Source organism: Enterococcus sp. SB12, assembly GCF_030910025.2.
GTDB classification, from domain to species: domain Bacteria; phylum Bacillota; class Bacilli; order Lactobacillales; family Enterococcaceae; genus Enterococcus_B; species Enterococcus_B faecium.
Genome location: NZ_CP175675.1, coordinates 1447647 through 1463864, shown reverse-complemented (window position 1 = coordinate 1463864; position 16218 = coordinate 1447647). Strand labels below are relative to the sequence as shown.

Annotated in this window: 21 protein-coding genes and 2 tRNA genes; 13 read left to right on the top strand and 10 right to left on the bottom strand. The window is 36.0% G+C overall.

Features of this window, described 5'->3' with window-relative positions; genetic code table 11:
• Positions 1-22 precede the first annotated feature (22 nt).
• Entirely contained in the window at positions 23-649 is a 627-nt protein-coding gene (locus RBL01_RS07230) for an MBL fold metallo-hydrolase (RefSeq protein ID WP_002289118.1), read from the bottom strand.
• A gap of 325 nt (positions 650-974) precedes the next feature.
• Between RBL01_RS07230 and RBL01_RS07225 the strand changes: the two genes are divergently transcribed.
• Positions 975-3350: an ATP-dependent DNA helicase gene (locus RBL01_RS07225; RefSeq protein ID WP_002318445.1), complete on the top strand. Its 2376-nt coding sequence runs from the start codon at positions 975-977 to the stop codon at positions 3348-3350.
• Between the two features lie 23 nt (positions 3351-3373).
• Here RBL01_RS07225 and RBL01_RS07220 read toward each other — a convergent pair whose 3' ends face one another.
• On the bottom strand, positions 3374-3865 hold the full coding sequence (locus tag RBL01_RS07220; RefSeq protein ID WP_002318446.1) for a YajQ family cyclic di-GMP-binding protein: 492 nt from the start codon (positions 3863-3865) through the stop codon (positions 3374-3376).
• Between the two features lie 185 nt (positions 3866-4050).
• Here RBL01_RS07220 and RBL01_RS07215 point away from each other — a divergent pair, with 185 nt between their 5' ends.
• Positions 4051-4971 carry a YitT family protein gene (locus tag RBL01_RS07215; protein WP_002289114.1) on the top strand — a complete coding sequence of 307 codons (921 nt, stop codon included), beginning with the start codon at positions 4051-4053 and terminating at the stop codon, positions 4969-4971.
• A 153-nt stretch (positions 4972-5124) separates the two neighbouring features.
• On the top strand, positions 5125-5469 hold the full coding sequence (locus RBL01_RS07210) for a metal-sulfur cluster assembly factor (RefSeq protein WP_002289113.1): 345 nt from the start codon (positions 5125-5127) through the stop codon (positions 5467-5469).
• A 186-nt stretch (positions 5470-5655) separates the two neighbouring features.
• Here the strand turns inward: RBL01_RS07210 and RBL01_RS07205 are convergent, their stop codons facing one another.
• Positions 5656-6156: a GNAT family N-acetyltransferase gene (locus RBL01_RS07205; RefSeq protein WP_002318447.1), complete on the bottom strand. Its 501-nt coding sequence runs from the start codon at positions 6154-6156 to the stop codon at positions 5656-5658.
• A gap of 527 nt (positions 6157-6683) precedes the next feature.
• Here RBL01_RS07205 and RBL01_RS07200 point away from each other — a divergent pair.
• Positions 6684-6767, top strand: a tRNA-Leu gene (locus RBL01_RS07200).
• A 372-nt stretch (positions 6768-7139) separates the two neighbouring features.
• Here RBL01_RS07200 and RBL01_RS07195 read toward each other — a convergent pair.
• Positions 7140-7763 carry a LysM peptidoglycan-binding domain-containing protein gene (locus tag RBL01_RS07195; RefSeq protein WP_410779628.1) on the bottom strand — a complete coding sequence of 208 codons (624 nt, stop codon included), beginning with the start codon at positions 7761-7763 and terminating at the stop codon, positions 7140-7142.
• A 334-nt stretch (positions 7764-8097) separates the two neighbouring features.
• Between RBL01_RS07195 and RBL01_RS07190 the strand changes: the two genes are divergently transcribed.
• The 3 genes from RBL01_RS07190 to RBL01_RS07180 all read left to right on the top strand — a co-directional run bounded on the left by RBL01_RS07190 (position 8098) and on the right by RBL01_RS07180 (position 9207).
• On the top strand, positions 8098-8532 hold the full coding sequence (locus RBL01_RS07190) for a universal stress protein (RefSeq protein WP_307780880.1): 435 nt from the start codon (positions 8098-8100) through the stop codon (positions 8530-8532).
• 22 nt (positions 8533-8554) lie between these two features.
• Positions 8555-8875: a hypothetical protein gene (locus RBL01_RS07185; RefSeq protein ID WP_307780881.1), complete on the top strand. Its 321-nt coding sequence runs from the start codon at positions 8555-8557 to the stop codon at positions 8873-8875.
• A gap of 140 nt (positions 8876-9015) precedes the next feature.
• Positions 9016-9207, top strand: a complete 192-nt coding sequence (locus tag RBL01_RS07180) for a hypothetical protein (RefSeq protein ID WP_002318449.1) — start codon at positions 9016-9018, stop codon at positions 9205-9207.
• Between the two features lie 70 nt (positions 9208-9277).
• On the opposite strand, the gene RBL01_RS07175 is transcribed toward RBL01_RS07180, so the two are convergent.
• Positions 9278-9535 carry a glucose uptake protein gene (locus RBL01_RS07175; protein ID WP_002321369.1) on the bottom strand — a complete coding sequence of 86 codons (258 nt, stop codon included), beginning with the start codon at positions 9533-9535 and terminating at the stop codon, positions 9278-9280.
• A 157-nt stretch (positions 9536-9692) separates the two neighbouring features.
• Between RBL01_RS07175 and RBL01_RS07170 the strand changes: the two genes are divergently transcribed.
• Positions 9693-9956, top strand: coding sequence for a hypothetical protein (locus RBL01_RS07170; protein ID WP_002292935.1), 264 nt, complete (start codon positions 9693-9695; stop codon positions 9954-9956).
• A gap of 23 nt (positions 9957-9979) precedes the next feature.
• The gene (locus RBL01_RS07165) at positions 9980-10168 is read left to right on the top strand and encodes a hypothetical protein (protein WP_002288067.1); all 189 of its coding nucleotides are present in this window, start codon (positions 9980-9982) and stop codon (positions 10166-10168) included.
• An 82-nt stretch (positions 10169-10250) separates the two neighbouring features.
• Here RBL01_RS07165 and RBL01_RS07160 read toward each other — a convergent pair whose 3' ends face one another.
• Positions 10251-10436: a hypothetical protein gene (locus tag RBL01_RS07160; RefSeq protein ID WP_002288064.1), complete on the bottom strand. Its 186-nt coding sequence runs from the start codon at positions 10434-10436 to the stop codon at positions 10251-10253.
• 214 nt (positions 10437-10650) lie between these two features.
• Here RBL01_RS07160 and RBL01_RS07155 point away from each other — a divergent pair, with 214 nt between their 5' ends.
• Positions 10651-11022, top strand: a complete 372-nt coding sequence (locus tag RBL01_RS07155) for a YxeA family protein (protein WP_002288062.1) — start codon at positions 10651-10653, stop codon at positions 11020-11022.
• Between the two features lie 149 nt (positions 11023-11171).
• Here the strand turns inward: RBL01_RS07155 and RBL01_RS07150 are convergent.
• From RBL01_RS07150 to RBL01_RS07140, 3 genes are all read right to left on the bottom strand, one after another.
• Positions 11172-11244 (bottom strand) — tRNA-Gln (locus RBL01_RS07150).
• Between the two features lie 45 nt (positions 11245-11289).
• A complete protein-coding gene (locus tag RBL01_RS07145; protein ID WP_002295776.1) occupies positions 11290-11718 on the bottom strand; it encodes a hypothetical protein in 429 nt (142 codons plus the stop codon).
• A 59-nt stretch (positions 11719-11777) separates the two neighbouring features.
• Positions 11778-12536, bottom strand: coding sequence for a C39 family peptidase (locus RBL01_RS07140; protein WP_002327068.1), 759 nt, complete (start codon positions 12534-12536; stop codon positions 11778-11780).
• Between the two features lie 294 nt (positions 12537-12830).
• Here RBL01_RS07140 and RBL01_RS07135 point away from each other — a divergent pair, with 294 nt between their 5' ends.
• A complete protein-coding gene (locus RBL01_RS07135) occupies positions 12831-13028 on the top strand; it encodes a hypothetical protein (RefSeq protein WP_002288059.1) in 198 nt (65 codons plus the stop codon).
• A gap of 105 nt (positions 13029-13133) precedes the next feature.
• Positions 13134-13616 (top strand): hypothetical protein, encoded by a 483-nt coding sequence (locus RBL01_RS07130; protein ID WP_002288056.1) that lies wholly within the window; start codon positions 13134-13136, stop codon positions 13614-13616.
• Between the two features lie 57 nt (positions 13617-13673).
• Here the strand turns inward: RBL01_RS07130 and RBL01_RS07125 are convergent, their stop codons facing one another.
• Complete coding sequence (locus RBL01_RS07125) at positions 13674-14270, bottom strand: nitroreductase family protein (protein WP_002288054.1); 597 nt, start codon at positions 14268-14270, stop codon at positions 13674-13676.
• 387 nt (positions 14271-14657) lie between these two features.
• Between RBL01_RS07125 and RBL01_RS07120 the strand changes: the two genes are divergently transcribed.
• On the top strand, positions 14658-16124 hold the full coding sequence (locus RBL01_RS07120) for a peptide MFS transporter (protein WP_002327067.1): 1467 nt from the start codon (positions 14658-14660) through the stop codon (positions 16122-16124).
• Positions 16125-16218 lie beyond the last annotated feature (94 nt).

The window sequence follows — 16218 nt, the reverse complement described above, 5'->3', positions numbered from 1 at the left end:
TTTATTCTCCTCCTAAGTCGTTTTAACGATTGAAAAAAGGATTTGTCCTTTTTTCCTGTTCAATCGTCGTTGCATCGCCATGTCCTGGATAGACTGCAAATTCATCAGGTAAAACAAACAGCTGGGTCCGAATACTATGAAGTAATTGTTCTAAATTCCCTGTATACAGATCGGTTCTACCGATACTTCCTCTAAACAGGGCGTCGCCAGAAACGACAAAATCATCAAAAATAAAGCTGACGCTTCCTATAGAGTGCCCTGGGGTAGGGACGACGCGAAAAGACATGTTTCCTAAAGTATAAGTTTTCATTTCAAATTCATATTCTGCAGGCGAGACAATAACATCAGCAATATCATCATGTCTACCGAGTCCAGAAAGATTCAAAATCGGATCACCTAGCCATTTTTGCTCTAGTGGGCTGACATAAACTGGGATTTGATAATACGCGCGTAAAGGTTCCACTGCACCGATATGATCGTAGTGGGTATGGGTAAGCAAAATCGCTACCGGCTGTTGGTTTGTTTTTTTGATTTCTTGTTTGATTCGTTCCGCATCTTCTCCAGGGTCAATGATCAAAAGTGCTTCTTCGTTGTAGACCAAATAACAGTTTTCTTCAATCATTCCTGTTTTTAATCTTTCGATATGCATGTGCATTCCTCCTTGATAGACAAAACTTCTTTCATCCATTAGTATAACGCATTCATTGCTAGGAAACAAAAACAGGTACTTATTTCTCTTTACTTATCTGAATTATCAGAATATATGAAAAGTATTTGGATATTCTAAAGAGAAGGAAAGTAAGTTTTCATAGCATTTTAATATGTCCTTGTTACATTAGATTCATCCAAAAATCCAAATTCTATATCCTATATCCCTGCCTAATCAGCAGGGTGTTTTTTTATGTTTGGAAAGAGAGCTCTTTTTGCTAAACTAGGTTTTTTCAGGTAATCTTAGAAAGAAAGAGGTGGTGGAAATGATCAAACAGTCAAAAATATCTGTGCGGCACTTAGTAGAATTTATTTTGCGACGTGGAAGTATCGATAATCGTAAAAAAAGTAGCCATACTGCATTAGAAGGAGCGAGAATCCACCGCAAGCTCCAAAAAGACGCGGGAGAAGACTATGAAAAAGAAGTCTTTTTAAAAACAACAGTTCAATTAGATGAATATCACCTGATCGTTGAAGGCCGTGCAGACGGTATTTTCAAAAGAGACGGTATTTATTATATAGATGAAATCAAAACATCCGAACCACGGTTTGAAGATTTAGAACCAGAACAAGTGGAACTTTTCTTTCATCAAGCAAGGGTATATGCCTATATCTATAGCCAAGAACATGATTTACAAGAAATAAATCTGCAATTGACTTACTTCCAGACGGCAGAAGAAGTGATCACGAGAAAGGTTGAACATCAGACAAGAGAGCAGTTAGAAACTTTTTTTAAAAAGCTGACTGAAGATTATAAAGAATGGCTTGTTTTTCAAGAAAACTGGCGCACTGTACGCAATGCCTCTTTGATGGCTTTGAAATTCCCCCATGATGAGTATAGGAAAGGTCAGCGTGAACTAGCGGTAGCTGCTTATAAAACGATCCGTACGAAACAGAAATTGTTTGTAGAAGCACCTACCGGAACAGGGAAAACAATCTCTACGTTATTCCCCGCTTTGAAAGCTGTAGGGGAAAAAGAGGGAGAAAAGATCTTTTATCTAACAGCTAAAACAATAACTAGACAAGTAGCTGAAGATGCTATGACAGCATTAAAAGATATAGGAGCTGAAGTAAAAAGTGTCACTTTGACGGCGAAAGACAAGATCTGCTTTTTAGATGAGACGACCTGTAATCCAGATCAGTGCCCATATGCCAATGGTTATTACAATCGGATTAATGAAGGTTTATGGGATCTTTTGAATCATGAGAATCAGATCACTCGTGAAGTCATCGAAACTTATGCAAGAAAGCATACACTTTGTCCTTTCGAACTATCATTAGATGTCAGTATCTGGTGTGACGTAATCATTGGGGATTACAATTATTTATTTGATCCGACTGTTTATTTAAGACGTTTTTTTGAAGATGAAAAAAACGAGGACTATCTGTTTTTGATTGACGAAGCACATAATTTGGTGAATCGTTCCCGAGAGATGTATTCGGCAGAACTATCTTATGAAAAAACGAAACGAAGTAAGGAAGCTATACCAAAGGAATTCAAAAAACTTCATCGCCGTTTCAACAAACTATTGAAAGAATTTGGTTCGATCCGAGAAATAGCAAAAGAAGATCATTGGGATTATCATCATCAAAAAGCACCGGCTGAATCTTTAGTAAAGGCAGGTCATCAATTAAGCGAAAAAATTAAAGAATGGCTGGCAGAATTTCCTGAGCACCCATCACAAGAACAATTGCTTCCTTATTATTTTGATTTGCTTCATTTTTTGAAGGTCAGTGAATTTTATGATGATCACTACGAAACAACAGTCGAAAAAACGTATCGCGATCTGATAGTAAAAGAGTTTTGTATTGATCCAAGCTTGTTTCTTGAGCAGTCGTTGGATAAAGGAAAAAGCAGTATTCTTTTTTCTGCTAGTTTTTCACCACTCTCTTATTATCAGGAAACACTTGGGGGACAAAAAAGTCTGGCTTACAAACTGCCGAGTCCTTTTCCAGAAGGAAACCAGCAAGTTTTCATTGCAAATTACTTAGAGACGACTTATCGAAAAAGAGAACACAGTCTGGCAAAATTAGTAGAGACGATTCATGCTTTTGCTGATGGAAAGGTTGGGAATTATTTCGTTTTCTTTCCTTCTTATCAATATTTAGATCTTGCGGCGGAAGCATTCAGACAGCAATATCCCGACAGCAATGTGCTAATCCAAGAAACTTACATGAATGAGGAAGAACGCGAACGATTTTTAGCAAAATTTCAAACAAATCCCGCTGAAACATTGATTGGATTTTGCGTACTTGGCGGGATTTTTTCAGAAGGAATCGATTTGAGAGGAGACCGATTGATCGGCAGTATGATCGTAGGTGTAGGTTTGCCGCAGATGAATCATGAGCAGGAACTGATCAAATCATATTATGATGAGAAGGAACACCTTGGATTTGCTTACGCTTATCAGCTTCCTGGAATGAACAAAGTCTTGCAAGCTGGTGGTCGAGTGATTCGTGGCATGGCGGATCAAGGAATCGTTGTATTGGCAGATCAACGATTTTCTAGTTTTTCTTATCGACGTTTATTCCCACAACATTGGCAAACAGCAAGAGAAGTACGAAGTGTTGGGGAATTAGAAGAAGGAATACAGCGTTTTTGGTTATCAAAAGAAGCAGTAAATCAAAAAAACGAGGAATGACAGACGTCAGCCTCGTTTTTTGATTAACGATAGTTAGTAAATTGCAACTCAATTGGTAAGTCAAGTTTACGTAATAAAGCAATCACAGCTTGTAGATCATCACGGTTCTTACCTGACACTCTAATCTGATCTTCTTGGATTTGCGCTTTTACTTTCAGTTTTTCATTTTTGATAGCTGTAGTGATTTTCTTCGCGTTTTCACGATCGATTCCGTTGACCAAATCGGCAGTTTGTCGAGCTTTGCCACCTAGAGCGTGTTCCGATTCAGAAAAATGGATATTTTTGATTGGTACATTTCTTTTGATCAGCTTACCAAATAATACATCTTTGATCTGTTCGATTTTGAAATCATCATCGCTCAATACAACTAGATTGCTGTTCTCTAATTTGATTTCTACTGTAGAATCCTTGAAGTCAAAGCGATTGGACAATTCTTTTGTTGTTTGCTGAATCGCATTTTTTACTTCTTCTGTATTGACTTCTGATACAATGTCGAAGCTAGCATCTTTTGCCATAGGAACCCTCCTGATATACATATAAATATTTACCATACATCTATCTTATCATAGGATTAGGCAGATTCTTACCTGTTTGCTAAAATTCTTCTCATTTGAGTTCGAAGTATTTTATTTTAATAGATAAACTGTTATTCTTACATTTGGAATACCAAAGTAGGGGAGAGGTGCTTGTGAGTAAAATTATGACTGCGTATCATAAAAATGAAAGATTAAAGAAAATAGTGGTTATTTTGATAACCGGATTGACCGCTGCGGTCGCTTTAAATTATTTTTTGATTCCAGCCAATGTCTTTTCTGCAGGGATGAATGGGATCGCTCAAATCATTTCCTCGCTTTTATATGAATGGTTTCATATCAAGATAGACACAGGAACATTTATTTTTCTTTTGAATATCCCTGTGTTTGTATTAGGGTTTCTCAAAGTAGGAAAACGAGCAACGATCCTTAGTTTTGTGAATGTTGTATGTGTATCGGTGATGACGATGCTGCTTCCAGTCGGACAGATCACTGATAATATTTTGATGAATGCCCTAGTAGGCGGTGTTTTATTAGGTCTTGGCGTAGGATTATCTTTAAAAATGGGCTTTACAACTGGTGGGATGGATATCATCTCTCTTGTACTTTCACAAACAACTGGAAAAACAGTCGGAAACTACATGCTGATTCTAAATGGTATCATTGTAGTCATCGCAGGCTTCTTCTTTAACTGGGAAAGTGCCTTGTATACGATTATTTCCATTTATGCAATGACTCAAGTAATTGATGCCATCCACACGAGTCATCAAAAAGTAACAGCAATGATCGTTACCGTCAAGCCAGAAGAGGTAACAGAAGAACTAGCAAAACGGATGGTACGTGGAATGACATTACTGCCGTCTGTCGGTGGCTATTCAAAAAAACAAGGGAACATGATCATGATGGTCATCACCCGCTACGAAATGTATGATCTTGATCAGATCGTTCATGAAATCGACGACGATGCATTTATCAATATTTTACCAACTCATTCAGTATTTGGCCGGTTTGCAAATGAAAACGAACAAAAAATGTATCGAACAACTGGCGTATTGCCAGAAATAAAAAATCGTTCACAAAAAAAATGAGGAATCAGGTTTATTTTAGAATAAATTTAATCTATTACATCTAATAAGAACATTTTTATAAATTTAAACGAGAATCTTCCTTCTAAATTCTCATTTACAAGCAGCTAAAAAAAGAGTATGATAAATAAAAATCGTGTTAAGGAGTGTCGTACGATGAGCGAAGCAAACCAAGAACGGTCTGGACAAGAAATAGAACTAATCAAAGAACGTATTCTTGCTGCCTTGGAAATGGTGATTGATCCTGAATTAGGAATCGACATCGTCAATTTAGGCTTGATTTATGATATAGAATTCAATCCTGAAAATGGAGAAACAGTCATTAAGATGACTTTAACAACTATGGGCTGTCCATTAGCAGATATTTTAACAGAATCTATCCATGACGCATTAAAAGAAGTGCCAGAAGTAACGAAAGCAGAAGTCAAACTAGTCTGGTATCCAGCATGGACGACAGATAAGATGAGCCGTTATGCACGGATTGCGTTGGGGATACGATAGGAATCTTGGCTGACTAGCTATGAGAAGCAAATAGGAAAAAAAAAGCCTTTTATCCTTTCTAGAAGAAAAGAGATAAAAGGTTTCTTTGTTTATAAAATTTTGTCTGCTATATTAGAAGTTAATTAAATAAATGTGTTCTATTGATAAAGGACATTCAAATCCCTTTCCTTTTGCAATCCATCTTTTTTACATCAGTTTGATTTTCGTATAGTATTCTTTCTCATCTTCACGATAAATCGTAGCCCCATTTTTTTGTTGTGCTTTAAGACTGCCAAGATTTTTTTTATTTACAGACAAAAGTGCCTCATCAATGCCGATTTTTTTTGCCTCTTGTAGTACTAATGCTAATCCTTGTGTGGCATATCCTTTTTTACGATAATTAGGGGAGATGCCGTAACCAATATGGCCAGCGCCGTTTCTTAATGTTTCGTTCAGTTTATGGCGCAAATTAAAAATTCCTACATACTCATGTTCATCACTTTCTAAAATAAAGACGGTTGCGGGAACGTAACTCTCAGGAAGATCGATTCCTAAAGACGTTTTTTCGCATTTTTTTACATAATCTAAAAATTCAGCAAATGTATAGCTATAAGCATTGTTGATAAATCCATTCTCATTTGGTCCAAAGCTAGTTTGTAGCTGATAAGCTTTCTTTAAATCTGCTTCCCATAGTTTGATCAGTTTCATCGTATTCACCTCTTTAAGTAACCTTATTCATTTGTTTTCTACTATAGCACTATTGTTGTAAATAGCCATGCCTATTTTTATTTATTGTGTCATATCGTATTAAGAATCATCGAACAATATAAATATGAATTACAATAAAAAAATTATTTGAAGTTCGTTCATTCGTTACTTATGATCTCTAGAAGAAAGAAAACGTGAATTACTTCAGCGTCTAGAATTCCAGAAGGATAGTAACCAACAGAAGAAATAATCAATATCCAAATGAAAGAAGATAGCTGAATCGAGAAAAAGAGGAAAAAAGAAATGAAGAAAAAAATAAAATAGTTACTAATCCCAGAGTCGTTCGTTTAACATTGAAATCGATCATATGGATAAAACAGATTTTTTCACCAACCCTCAATAGATGATGGAGTTGCTCGGATGAATTATTTGTGTAGATGGCATAAGGGAGGGCGTACAGAAATGAAAAAGAACAAAAATATGTTCTTGACAAAAAACACATGTAATCCTAAACTAAAAGATGTGATGCGGCTATGGCGGAATTGGCAGACGCGCTAGCTTCAGGCGCTAGTGAGGGTGACCTCGTGGAAGTTCGAGTCTTCTTAGCCGCATAATTTGTTTTTTTGAGAAGGAAAAAAGATATCGACGGAGTTTCTCTGTTGATATCTTTTTTTATAAAGAGAAGGTACACCTGGAGCGATGAGAAAGAAAATAACATATTATCTAAAAGAATATAGGAAAAATTTTAAACAACGGAACCAGATTCAAATAAATCAAAAAAAATTTGTGTGAAGGTGGGACAGTTTAAAACCTAATAGATTGATTCAAATAGTAGATTTATAGATTCTGATACAAGAAATACTGGCAAACGATAGTTAAGGAATAAAGACTAAACTTAAACTCAAAAAGAGGTCATGCGAAAGAATAAATCGCATGACCTCTTACTATATTTTGAATGTGTTTAAACGTTCAAATAATGAATCTTAGTACCAACCGTTTGCTTCCCAGAATGCTTTCGCCGCTTCCCAAGAACCATAACGTGAAGTAACATATTGTTCTGCTACTCTTTCTTGGTTTGCAACAGAGTAGTCACCATTTAAGTAAGAAGAATCTAATTGGTAACGTCCGATGTAACGTCCGTTCGTTGCTGTGTAAGAACCGCTTGATTCTTTTTGTGCGATCCATTCTTTTGCAGAGCTTGTGCTTGCTGGAGTAGCAGCAGTTTCTGTTACAGCAGGAGCAGGTTGTGTTTCAGCAACAGGCGCTGCTTGTGTTTCCGTTTGAACCGTTTCTTGTACAACAGGTTGTTCAGCTTGGACTGGTGCTTCTTGAACGGCTGCTTGAGGTTCAGCAGCTGCTTGTGCAGAGCCTTCTGTTGGGATTGTTAATTGTTGTCCTGAGTAGATCAGGTTAATATCAGAAATTGAATTTGATTCTGCAATGGCATTGATCAAGGAGTTATCACCAACGTATTTTTGAGAAATCGTTGATAGAGTATCACCTGATTGAACGGTATAAGCTTCGTCCGCATGAGCAGTCGTTCCCATGAAGAATGCAGCGCCGGCAGCCAAAGTTGTTCCAAAAAGTAAAGTTTTAAGTGATGTCATGAAAAATCTCCTTTATTCGTTAAAAAGTTTTATTTGTTGTGTTCAACGAGGAATACTTTAACACGTGAAAATATTTCATAGGTAAAAGAAGCATGACAATTTATGACAAATCCACGTTTTTTGTAACAGAATGATGTTCGCTCGATGTGAAAAATGATGAGGAATTTCACATAATGCAGAAATAATGGGATTAGAACGGGTGTTCTGATGAGAAAAGAAATGTATAAATAACTTGAAAGAAATTGCTTTTGTTCATCATTTTATTTACATATTGCGTATATTTTTTGTATTTTTGCTTGAGATGTTACAATAAAAGAAAAAGGAGGCGGTTCCAATGAGTAAAAGATACCTGAACATCATGGTAGCAGTTGACGGATCAAGACAATCGATCAAAGCGTTCGCTGAAGCCCTTGACTTAGCAAAGGACAATGAAGCCCACTTATTTATCGTGTCAATCATCAACAAAGTTGAGCTGACCCATAGTGCCTATGCCTTTTCAAAAATCTATGCAGATGAAAAACAAAGAACAGAAGTAGCCATGCTGAAAAAAATCAATGATGCCAAAGAGTTCGGCATTGCTGAGATCCACGCAATAGTTGAAACTGGAGATCCAAGAAATTTGATTGCCAATGTCATCCCTGGACAAGAAAATATTGATTTGATCGTTATGGGAGCGACAGGAAAAGGTGCTATACAACAAGCATTAGTTGGATCGACCGCTTCTTATGTCGTTTCACATGCCCCTTGCAGTGTGTTGGTCGTGAAGTAATGAGATAAGGGAGGAATAGAAGATGGTTCGTCCTCAAGAAGTCCGTGCGCCAAAAGAAAAAATAGAAATTTTAGCAATTATTGAAGACGGCACACAAACAAAAAAGGGATACTCGATCGCTTTAGTAAAGTGGAAAGGAAAAAAAGGTGTTGCTCTGAGATGGAATGGAGATAACCAACAAGATAAAGGATTCCCTGTCACAGCTAACGGTTATCCTCCAGCGTGGTTTGTTCTGCCTGATAAATTTATGGAATTATACAGCTATGATTATGCAAGAGCCGCAGCATCAATCAAAGCATTAGATAAATTAACAGAAGAGCAAAATGAAATGGAGGAAAAATAAAAAAGACGAACCAATCAGCCTTTAGAAAACTGATTAGTTCGAGGAGTAAAAATGAAAAAAGGTTATTTGGGATGAAACTAGAATAATGCGTATAACTTAAATAAAACTTAAAGCAATAAAATGGCAAGAGGGTGAGGCAAATGGAAGCAGGAAAAGTATTACAGGAAGTAAAAGCACTATGTGCAGATAAAAAATATGAAGAAGCGAAAAGCCTGATCGAAAAGAACAAAGAAAATTTGGAAGAAAAGTACCCGATCGCACAAGAATTTATAGAATTAAAACAAGGAACGATCCTTCACCGATTCAAACATTTTTTTTGTATAACAGAATAGAAAAAACGATTAAAGATCGGCAGAAATTTGCTGCATCTTTAATCGTTTTCTTTTTAAACATGCGAGGGATTCAATTCTGATTCTTATATAAAAAATAGATCCAAATAATAAGAAAAATTACTGAAAGCGTCAATTCGATGATGTGTGTTATTAATACAGACGTTGTTTCCCAATGCCTAAAAGAAAAAATTTGATAAGTAAAATATACAGCAGGTAAAGAGGCCAGTAAAACTGAAAACTTCTTTTTTGTCCATTTTATGTAATAGAAAAGAATGCTTATCATAATAAAAAAAGGAATATAAAAAACAAATTGACCGATCGCGATCATACTATTGCCTCCAATAAATAAAGTCCATGATACAAAATAACACTTTGTGCGAAATGGCGCAAGCAGTTTTGTGGATTTATCCGGTAAAATCTGTATCGATTTTGAAATTAGAGGAGAAACTTGCTATAATCAAAGTGAAAGAAGGAGTGAGATTTTCATGGATCATGTAGTGTTAGAAATCGATTTGCATTTAATCAATAATATTCGGGTGATTTACTATGTTGTAAGTAACAGTGTCGAACAACGTGTACTGACGAATAAAATAAATGGTATTTTAGCAAAGAAAGACGTTCACCGATTCAATAATGGTGAAGGAAGTTATTATAGTATCCCAGTAGAAAAAATTATTTATACGACAGTCAAAGTCAGAGAAGATCTAGATACCAAAAAAGCATATGAACCTATTTTTACAACTTATTGATTGACAGCAGATGGAGGAAAAAAATGAATCCATATGAACAACTTATTCAAGATTTGATCGATGGAAAAATCGAAAAGATCGATGTAAAAAGAGAAGAATTAATGGCTTTTCGAGAAGCGTGGCTGAAGTTGGAGAATCGTAAATATGTGGTGGGAAAAGCCTCACTGAACGGCAATGTGACTTATCATTACGATCCGACACGTTTATTTTAGTATGAAGTATTCAGAAAAGAACCAAAGGAGGACGATGCAGCAGCATTGTCCTCCTTTGATTTTACAAAAGTGAAAGTTTTACTTATTTGAATAGATTTTTAAATTTGTTTTTGACACTGTCGATATTTACATCTTTTAAAAGATTTTGGGCTTTCTCTTTATAAGGTCCTAATTGTTCTTTATGTTCTTCGATAAATCGTTTTGCGCCATCGAAATTGCCGTTCTTAATCATTTCCTTGACTTTTTGAAATAATTCTTCTTGATTCATTTTGAACACATCCTTTGCTATCAACGTGATTTTTTACATGGACAAAACGAGAAAAACTGATTTATCCACACGTCAATAATATCAAATAACGATCATTTTTACTAAAAAAACACTCGATTCTCGCTTCTAAAGTAGGAGAAAAATCTCCAACTTGGGACGGATGGAATTTCTTTAACTGACCCATATACTGAATATATAACAAGGAGGTAGAAAGATGAAAGTGATTAAATATTTGATTGGACTGGCGGCGATTAGTGGTATTTTGCTATTTGGACTGAAATATTATACTGAAGGAAGTTATGGAGAAATCCCTGGTATACTTGATCAGCTAAATCCATTAGTTGAAAAAGGAGAGGTCTATGTAAAGACACAAAAACCAGAGGAAGTAAATGAATATGGTACAGCAAGGTATGTGCAGAAAGCTGCTGATGCCAATGGGAAAGAACGAACGGTTGAATTTAATGGTCTTTCTGTGTTAAAAGAAAATCATTATTTGAAAATCAGCAATAAAGGAGCACACATAGAAACGTATGAGGAAGTTCCTAGAGAAAAAGTTCCGGAGAAAGCATTAGCAATTATTGGGTAAATCAGTTTTTGTATTAAGAATACGCCCGATTTTATTATTCATAATTTAATTATGTAAACTAAATAGAAGTAGTAAAAATAATACAATAATCCCCCTGCAAAAAGATTGTTCTTTTACAGGGGGTTCATTTTTTCAGCAAGCACATCAAATTGGGATGGCAGGGTTCGAACCTACAATTGCTTGATTCAGAGTCAAGTGCCTTACCAGTTTGGCTACATCCCATTTATTCAACAAAATAATCATAGCACTTTCCTAAAAAAACGCAAGTTATTTTTCTTGATCGGATAGTTGTTGCTTTACTCGTAAAAGGCGGCGTACTAGTTTCTTTTCTAATCCAGCAGGAAGGGCAATCAGTTCTGCTACTGACAAGACGGTGTCCAATAACTGATATTCTTTGACAGGTTCATTCATAATATGATAAATGTTTGCTAAACGTTCAATATATTCAAAGCGAGTATACTCTGTTCGAGCAATCAGAAATTTCAATAAATCGGTGGCTTTCTCGTACTCTTGATCTGCGTAATAAACAAGAGATTGACGATACAATTTGATTTCCAGTTCATTGAGGGTAGCAGGTCTGCGACGCTCGTTCCACTCATTAATAGAGACTTTACCTTGAACATTTCCCTTGCAGTCACGGACAAAAATAATCGGAATTTCATTTGGATCCATTTTTTTATGTGTGAATTTTTCCATTATCTACGCTCCCTTCAAAGGTTTGGTATCTTGAGTATAAGGGATTTTTGTTTGAATTACTAGCTTTTCTCCAAAGTTAGCATCTGTCCACCCATTGCAGTGAAAATCGCCGAAAAATCGTTGATCGGTACTGCTCGATTTTTTACTTCATAGGGATCGTTGACATAAATATTTTCTTTGTCATATCCAGTGACTACACAAGCATGAACAAGAGGAGTGACTCTTACTTCTCCATTATTTGTGGTCCAAGTCATAAAATCAGTTTCATCTGGGACTTCAAAGTTGATAGTCACAGAAGTCCAGACAGGATTTCCTTTAGATAGTGCTTTTTTGATATCATCGAGTTGAGCATCGGTTTTTGGAAAAGTGTGATAATCCGTTTGGACGATTTGCTGAGCAAGGGAGGCAACTGGGGGAACATAGATGCCCATAGCCCAGTCTCCGCCACTGATATCACCAACAAATCCTTCATTAGGATCGCCATGAGTCCCATCTGCATTGAAAACAGGGACGTAATCCAATTGCTCAGCTAACTGGTTTTTAGTTGTTTCATAACCATAAAAAGATAAAAGCATAGAAAGCGAAGTGACTTCACAGCCATTTTCTAAAGAAGGAGAATCAAACTGGCTCTCTAATGGAACATCTAGCAAAACTTCTGCTTTCTCTTTTGTCTTTTTCGTTTTTTGTGTTGAACTTTTTTGTGCAGTGTTCATTGTATGTTCTGGATAATGGATATGTAGGTAATAACTTGTACCGCTTAATAAAAGAGCAGCTGTGCCCCCTAGAAACAATAGTTTTTTGAACGTTTTTTTCTTCATTTGAAATCTCCCTTTTCAGCTGTTTATCTTTCCTATTATAAATGTATTTTTATTGGAAATGGAAGTATTATATTTTAATATGTAGGAAATAATTAGTTTTTAAGGAATATGTTTTAATTTTTTGAAAAAAATTCTTCTAAATACAACAGCTGTTTTAATTGTGAAAACGAAAACAGTACGCTATAATGCCTGTAAGGTTGATTTTTAACTGTAAATAAAAATCAATGAGTTAAATCTCCAAAGAAATAGCGGTGGTAATGTGGAGAAAAGTTCCAGCAGTTTAGGAGGATTTTGATGACGGAAGAAATGATTAATTTAGGAGAACAATATGCATGCAAACCAATTGGTTTTACAAAAACGGTCATTGGTGAAGTTGTATCAAAAATGACAAACTGCGCCGTGGTCAAAGTTGCCCAATGTGCTGCAGAGGACCAAGAATTATTAGATGAAAAAGCAAGCATGGTTGTTGCAAAATATGATACATTTGAATAAAGAAAACAATTGGACGTGCGGCGTGCTGCAAGTCCAATTTCTTTGAGAAGGTAAATCAGTATTCTTTTCCTATTTTCTGGAGAAGAAAAAGCGAGGCGAGTTGTCATGGTAACATTCTTTACGGTTCTATTGTTTTTATTCGTTGTTGTGATGTTTTTATTTCTTTGGCTGGTTCGAAAAGAAATTATTTATCGGACTGTGCGAAATCGATGGGTCTACTTGGTGATACCCTTCTTAGTGTCACTAGTCATTTGGTATACACTCATCAGTCATCCTACAGCAGATGAATTGGCAAAAGGGATCTTGTCAGCAATGATTTTTATTAGTTTTTTGTTGGACAGTAGAGGAATCACAGAAGAAGGACTTGTTTTGAATAGCTTTGACAAAAAAGGTGTTCCTTTTTCTGAGATCAATAAAATTGTATTATATCAGCCAAAAGGTTCTAAAATCGTAAAAATGAATTTTTTCCGAAACGGATGGCGAGGACCGATGCTGAAATTTTCTGCATCATTAGAAGAATTAGTTCCATTTTTGTCCCAACGCTTAAACGATGAGGCAGAGATTGATATTATGATTGATCCAGAATAAAAACAGAGGTTGCGACAAGATGTTTGTCACAACCTCTGTTTTTTATTTCAAATAAAATTATCCGAATACGCGGAAGCGATCGGCATCGTTCATGTATTCTTTTTCCCCAGCCGGTGTTTCTGGTGAACCGAATACTAATTGCGAACGTAGTTTCCAGTTTGAAGGGATATTCCATTCTTTTGCAACTGCTTCGTCAATAACTGGGTTGTAATGTTGCAAGTTTGCGCCCAATCCTTTATCAACTAATGCTACCCAAGTATTAGCTGTTGCGATTCCGTTTGATTGTTCTGACCAATCTGGGAAGTTGTCTGCATATAATTCAAATTGTTCTTGTAGACCTTTTACCACGTCAGTATCTTTGAAGAATAATACTGTACCATAACCATTTTTGAAACCAGCTAATTTGTTTTGTGTATTTGGGAAAGCTTCTGCTGGAGTCAATGGGCGAAGTGCTTCTTCAGTGATTTCCCAAAGTTTTTCATGTGCATCTCCGAAAAGGATAACTGCGCGTGTTGATTGAGCATTGAAAGCAGTTGGGCTTTCTTTAATTGCTTCTTTGATCAAAGTTGTCAATTCTTCATTAGAAAGTGAAACATTACGTCCTAGATGATAGATTGAACGGCGGTTTTTTAAAGTGTCAGTAAAAGTTGTCATAATAAAATTTCTCCTTTGATTTGCGTTTTGCATTTTTTTAATTGATTACGAAATGAAGTATAGCACCTTACAAAAAGTAAGTAAACAGATATGCTCACAAAAAATAAGCGAAGTTCAAAAAACAATTTTAATAAGAAAAATCGTTATGAAAGGATTTTTCTTAGTTATCGCTTTCATTATTGTGTTTTAGGAATTTTTGCTTATTTGAAAAAAACAGCTGATATATAATTATTAAATCTCTATCTTCTTTTTTTTATGATATTGCCATTAAAAATTACTTGTTTTTATAGAAAATTAGTTTATATTTCTTAAATAAGTTTTTTAGTTAAATTTTTCGGTAAAGATGTATAATATTTTCTGAAAATTTAAAGAATTGGGGTATAGATTATGGAAAAACAGCAAGACAAGGGCTTCTTCGGGCAGCCGAAGGGATTGTCAACTTTGTTCTTCACTGAGATGTGGGAACGATTTAGTTATTACGGTATGCGTGCATTACTTATCTATTATATGTACGATACAGTTGCCAACGGGGGACTTGGATTACCACGAGCAACAGCATTAGCTATCATGTCGATCTACGGATCTTTGATCTACATGTCTAGTATCGTCGGCGGATGGGTATCTGACCGAGTGTTAGGAGCAAAACGCACTGTGTTCTTCGGTGGAGTTTTCATTATGCTTGGCCACATCGTCTTGGCTTTACCATTTGGTGTAAGTACATTGTTTGTTTCGATGGCATTGATTATTATCGGAACCGCCTTTTTGAAACCAAATGTTTCTGGCATGGTCGGACATCTTTATTCAAAGACTGACTTGCGAAGAGATGCAGGATTTTCGATTTTTTACATGGGTGTCAACTTAGGGGCATTATTAGCACCACTAATCGTTGGGACAATCGGTCAAGAATATAACTATCATTTAGGGTTCTCTTTAGCTGCTATTGGGATGTTCTTTGGATTATTACAATACATCATCCAAGGACGTAAGACATTAGATGGAGTGGGTACAACACCGCCGAATCCTTTGACAACTGAAGAACGTAAAGGACTCATCCGTAACTTGATCATCGCACTTGTTGTTATCGCTGCAGTATTCGGTGGGGCACAACTAACTGGTCATCTGACAATTGACTTTTTTGTCAATACAATCAGTGTATTGGGGATTATCTTACCGTTGTATTACTTTATCAAAATGCTGACTTCAAAAGATGTAACTGCTGAAGAAAAACCAAGAGTATGGGCTTATATCCCATTATTCCTTGCAGCAATCATTTTCTGGTCATTACAAGAACAAGGTTCATCTATCTTAGCTTTATTTGCTAGTGAACGTACACAATCTACGCTATTTGGTGTAACGATCCAAGCAAGCTGGTATCAATCATTGAATCCAATTTTCATCTTTATTTTGACACCAGTATTCGTAACGATGTGGACGAAACTTGGTGAACGTCAACCATCTACAGTAGTAAAATTCTCTCTTGGACTTTTATTTGCAGGATTATCGTACTTGCTATTGATGTTGCCGGGTATGCTTTATGGTACAAGTGGAAAAGTAAGTCCATTGTGGTTGTTGGGAAGTTTCTTCATCGTGGTTATTGCTGAATTGTGTCTTTCACCAGTTGGTTTGTCTGTGACAACAAAATTAGCACCACGAGCATTTGAATCACAAACAATCGCTATTTGGTTCTTAGCTGATGCTTCTTCACAAGCAATCAATGCACAAATTGCACGCTTCTACACACCGGGAACAGAATCTGCCTACTTCGGTATTATCGGTACAGTAGCAATCGTCGGTGGTATCTTGCTATTTACTGTGAAAGAACCAATCAAAAAACTAATGGGCTCTATTCATTAATCAATGAACATAAAGACAGGAATTGCTTATTTGCAGCAGTTCCTGTTTTTTGCGTATACTTAAAAAAGTAGAAATATCAGAACCTTAAAAGGAT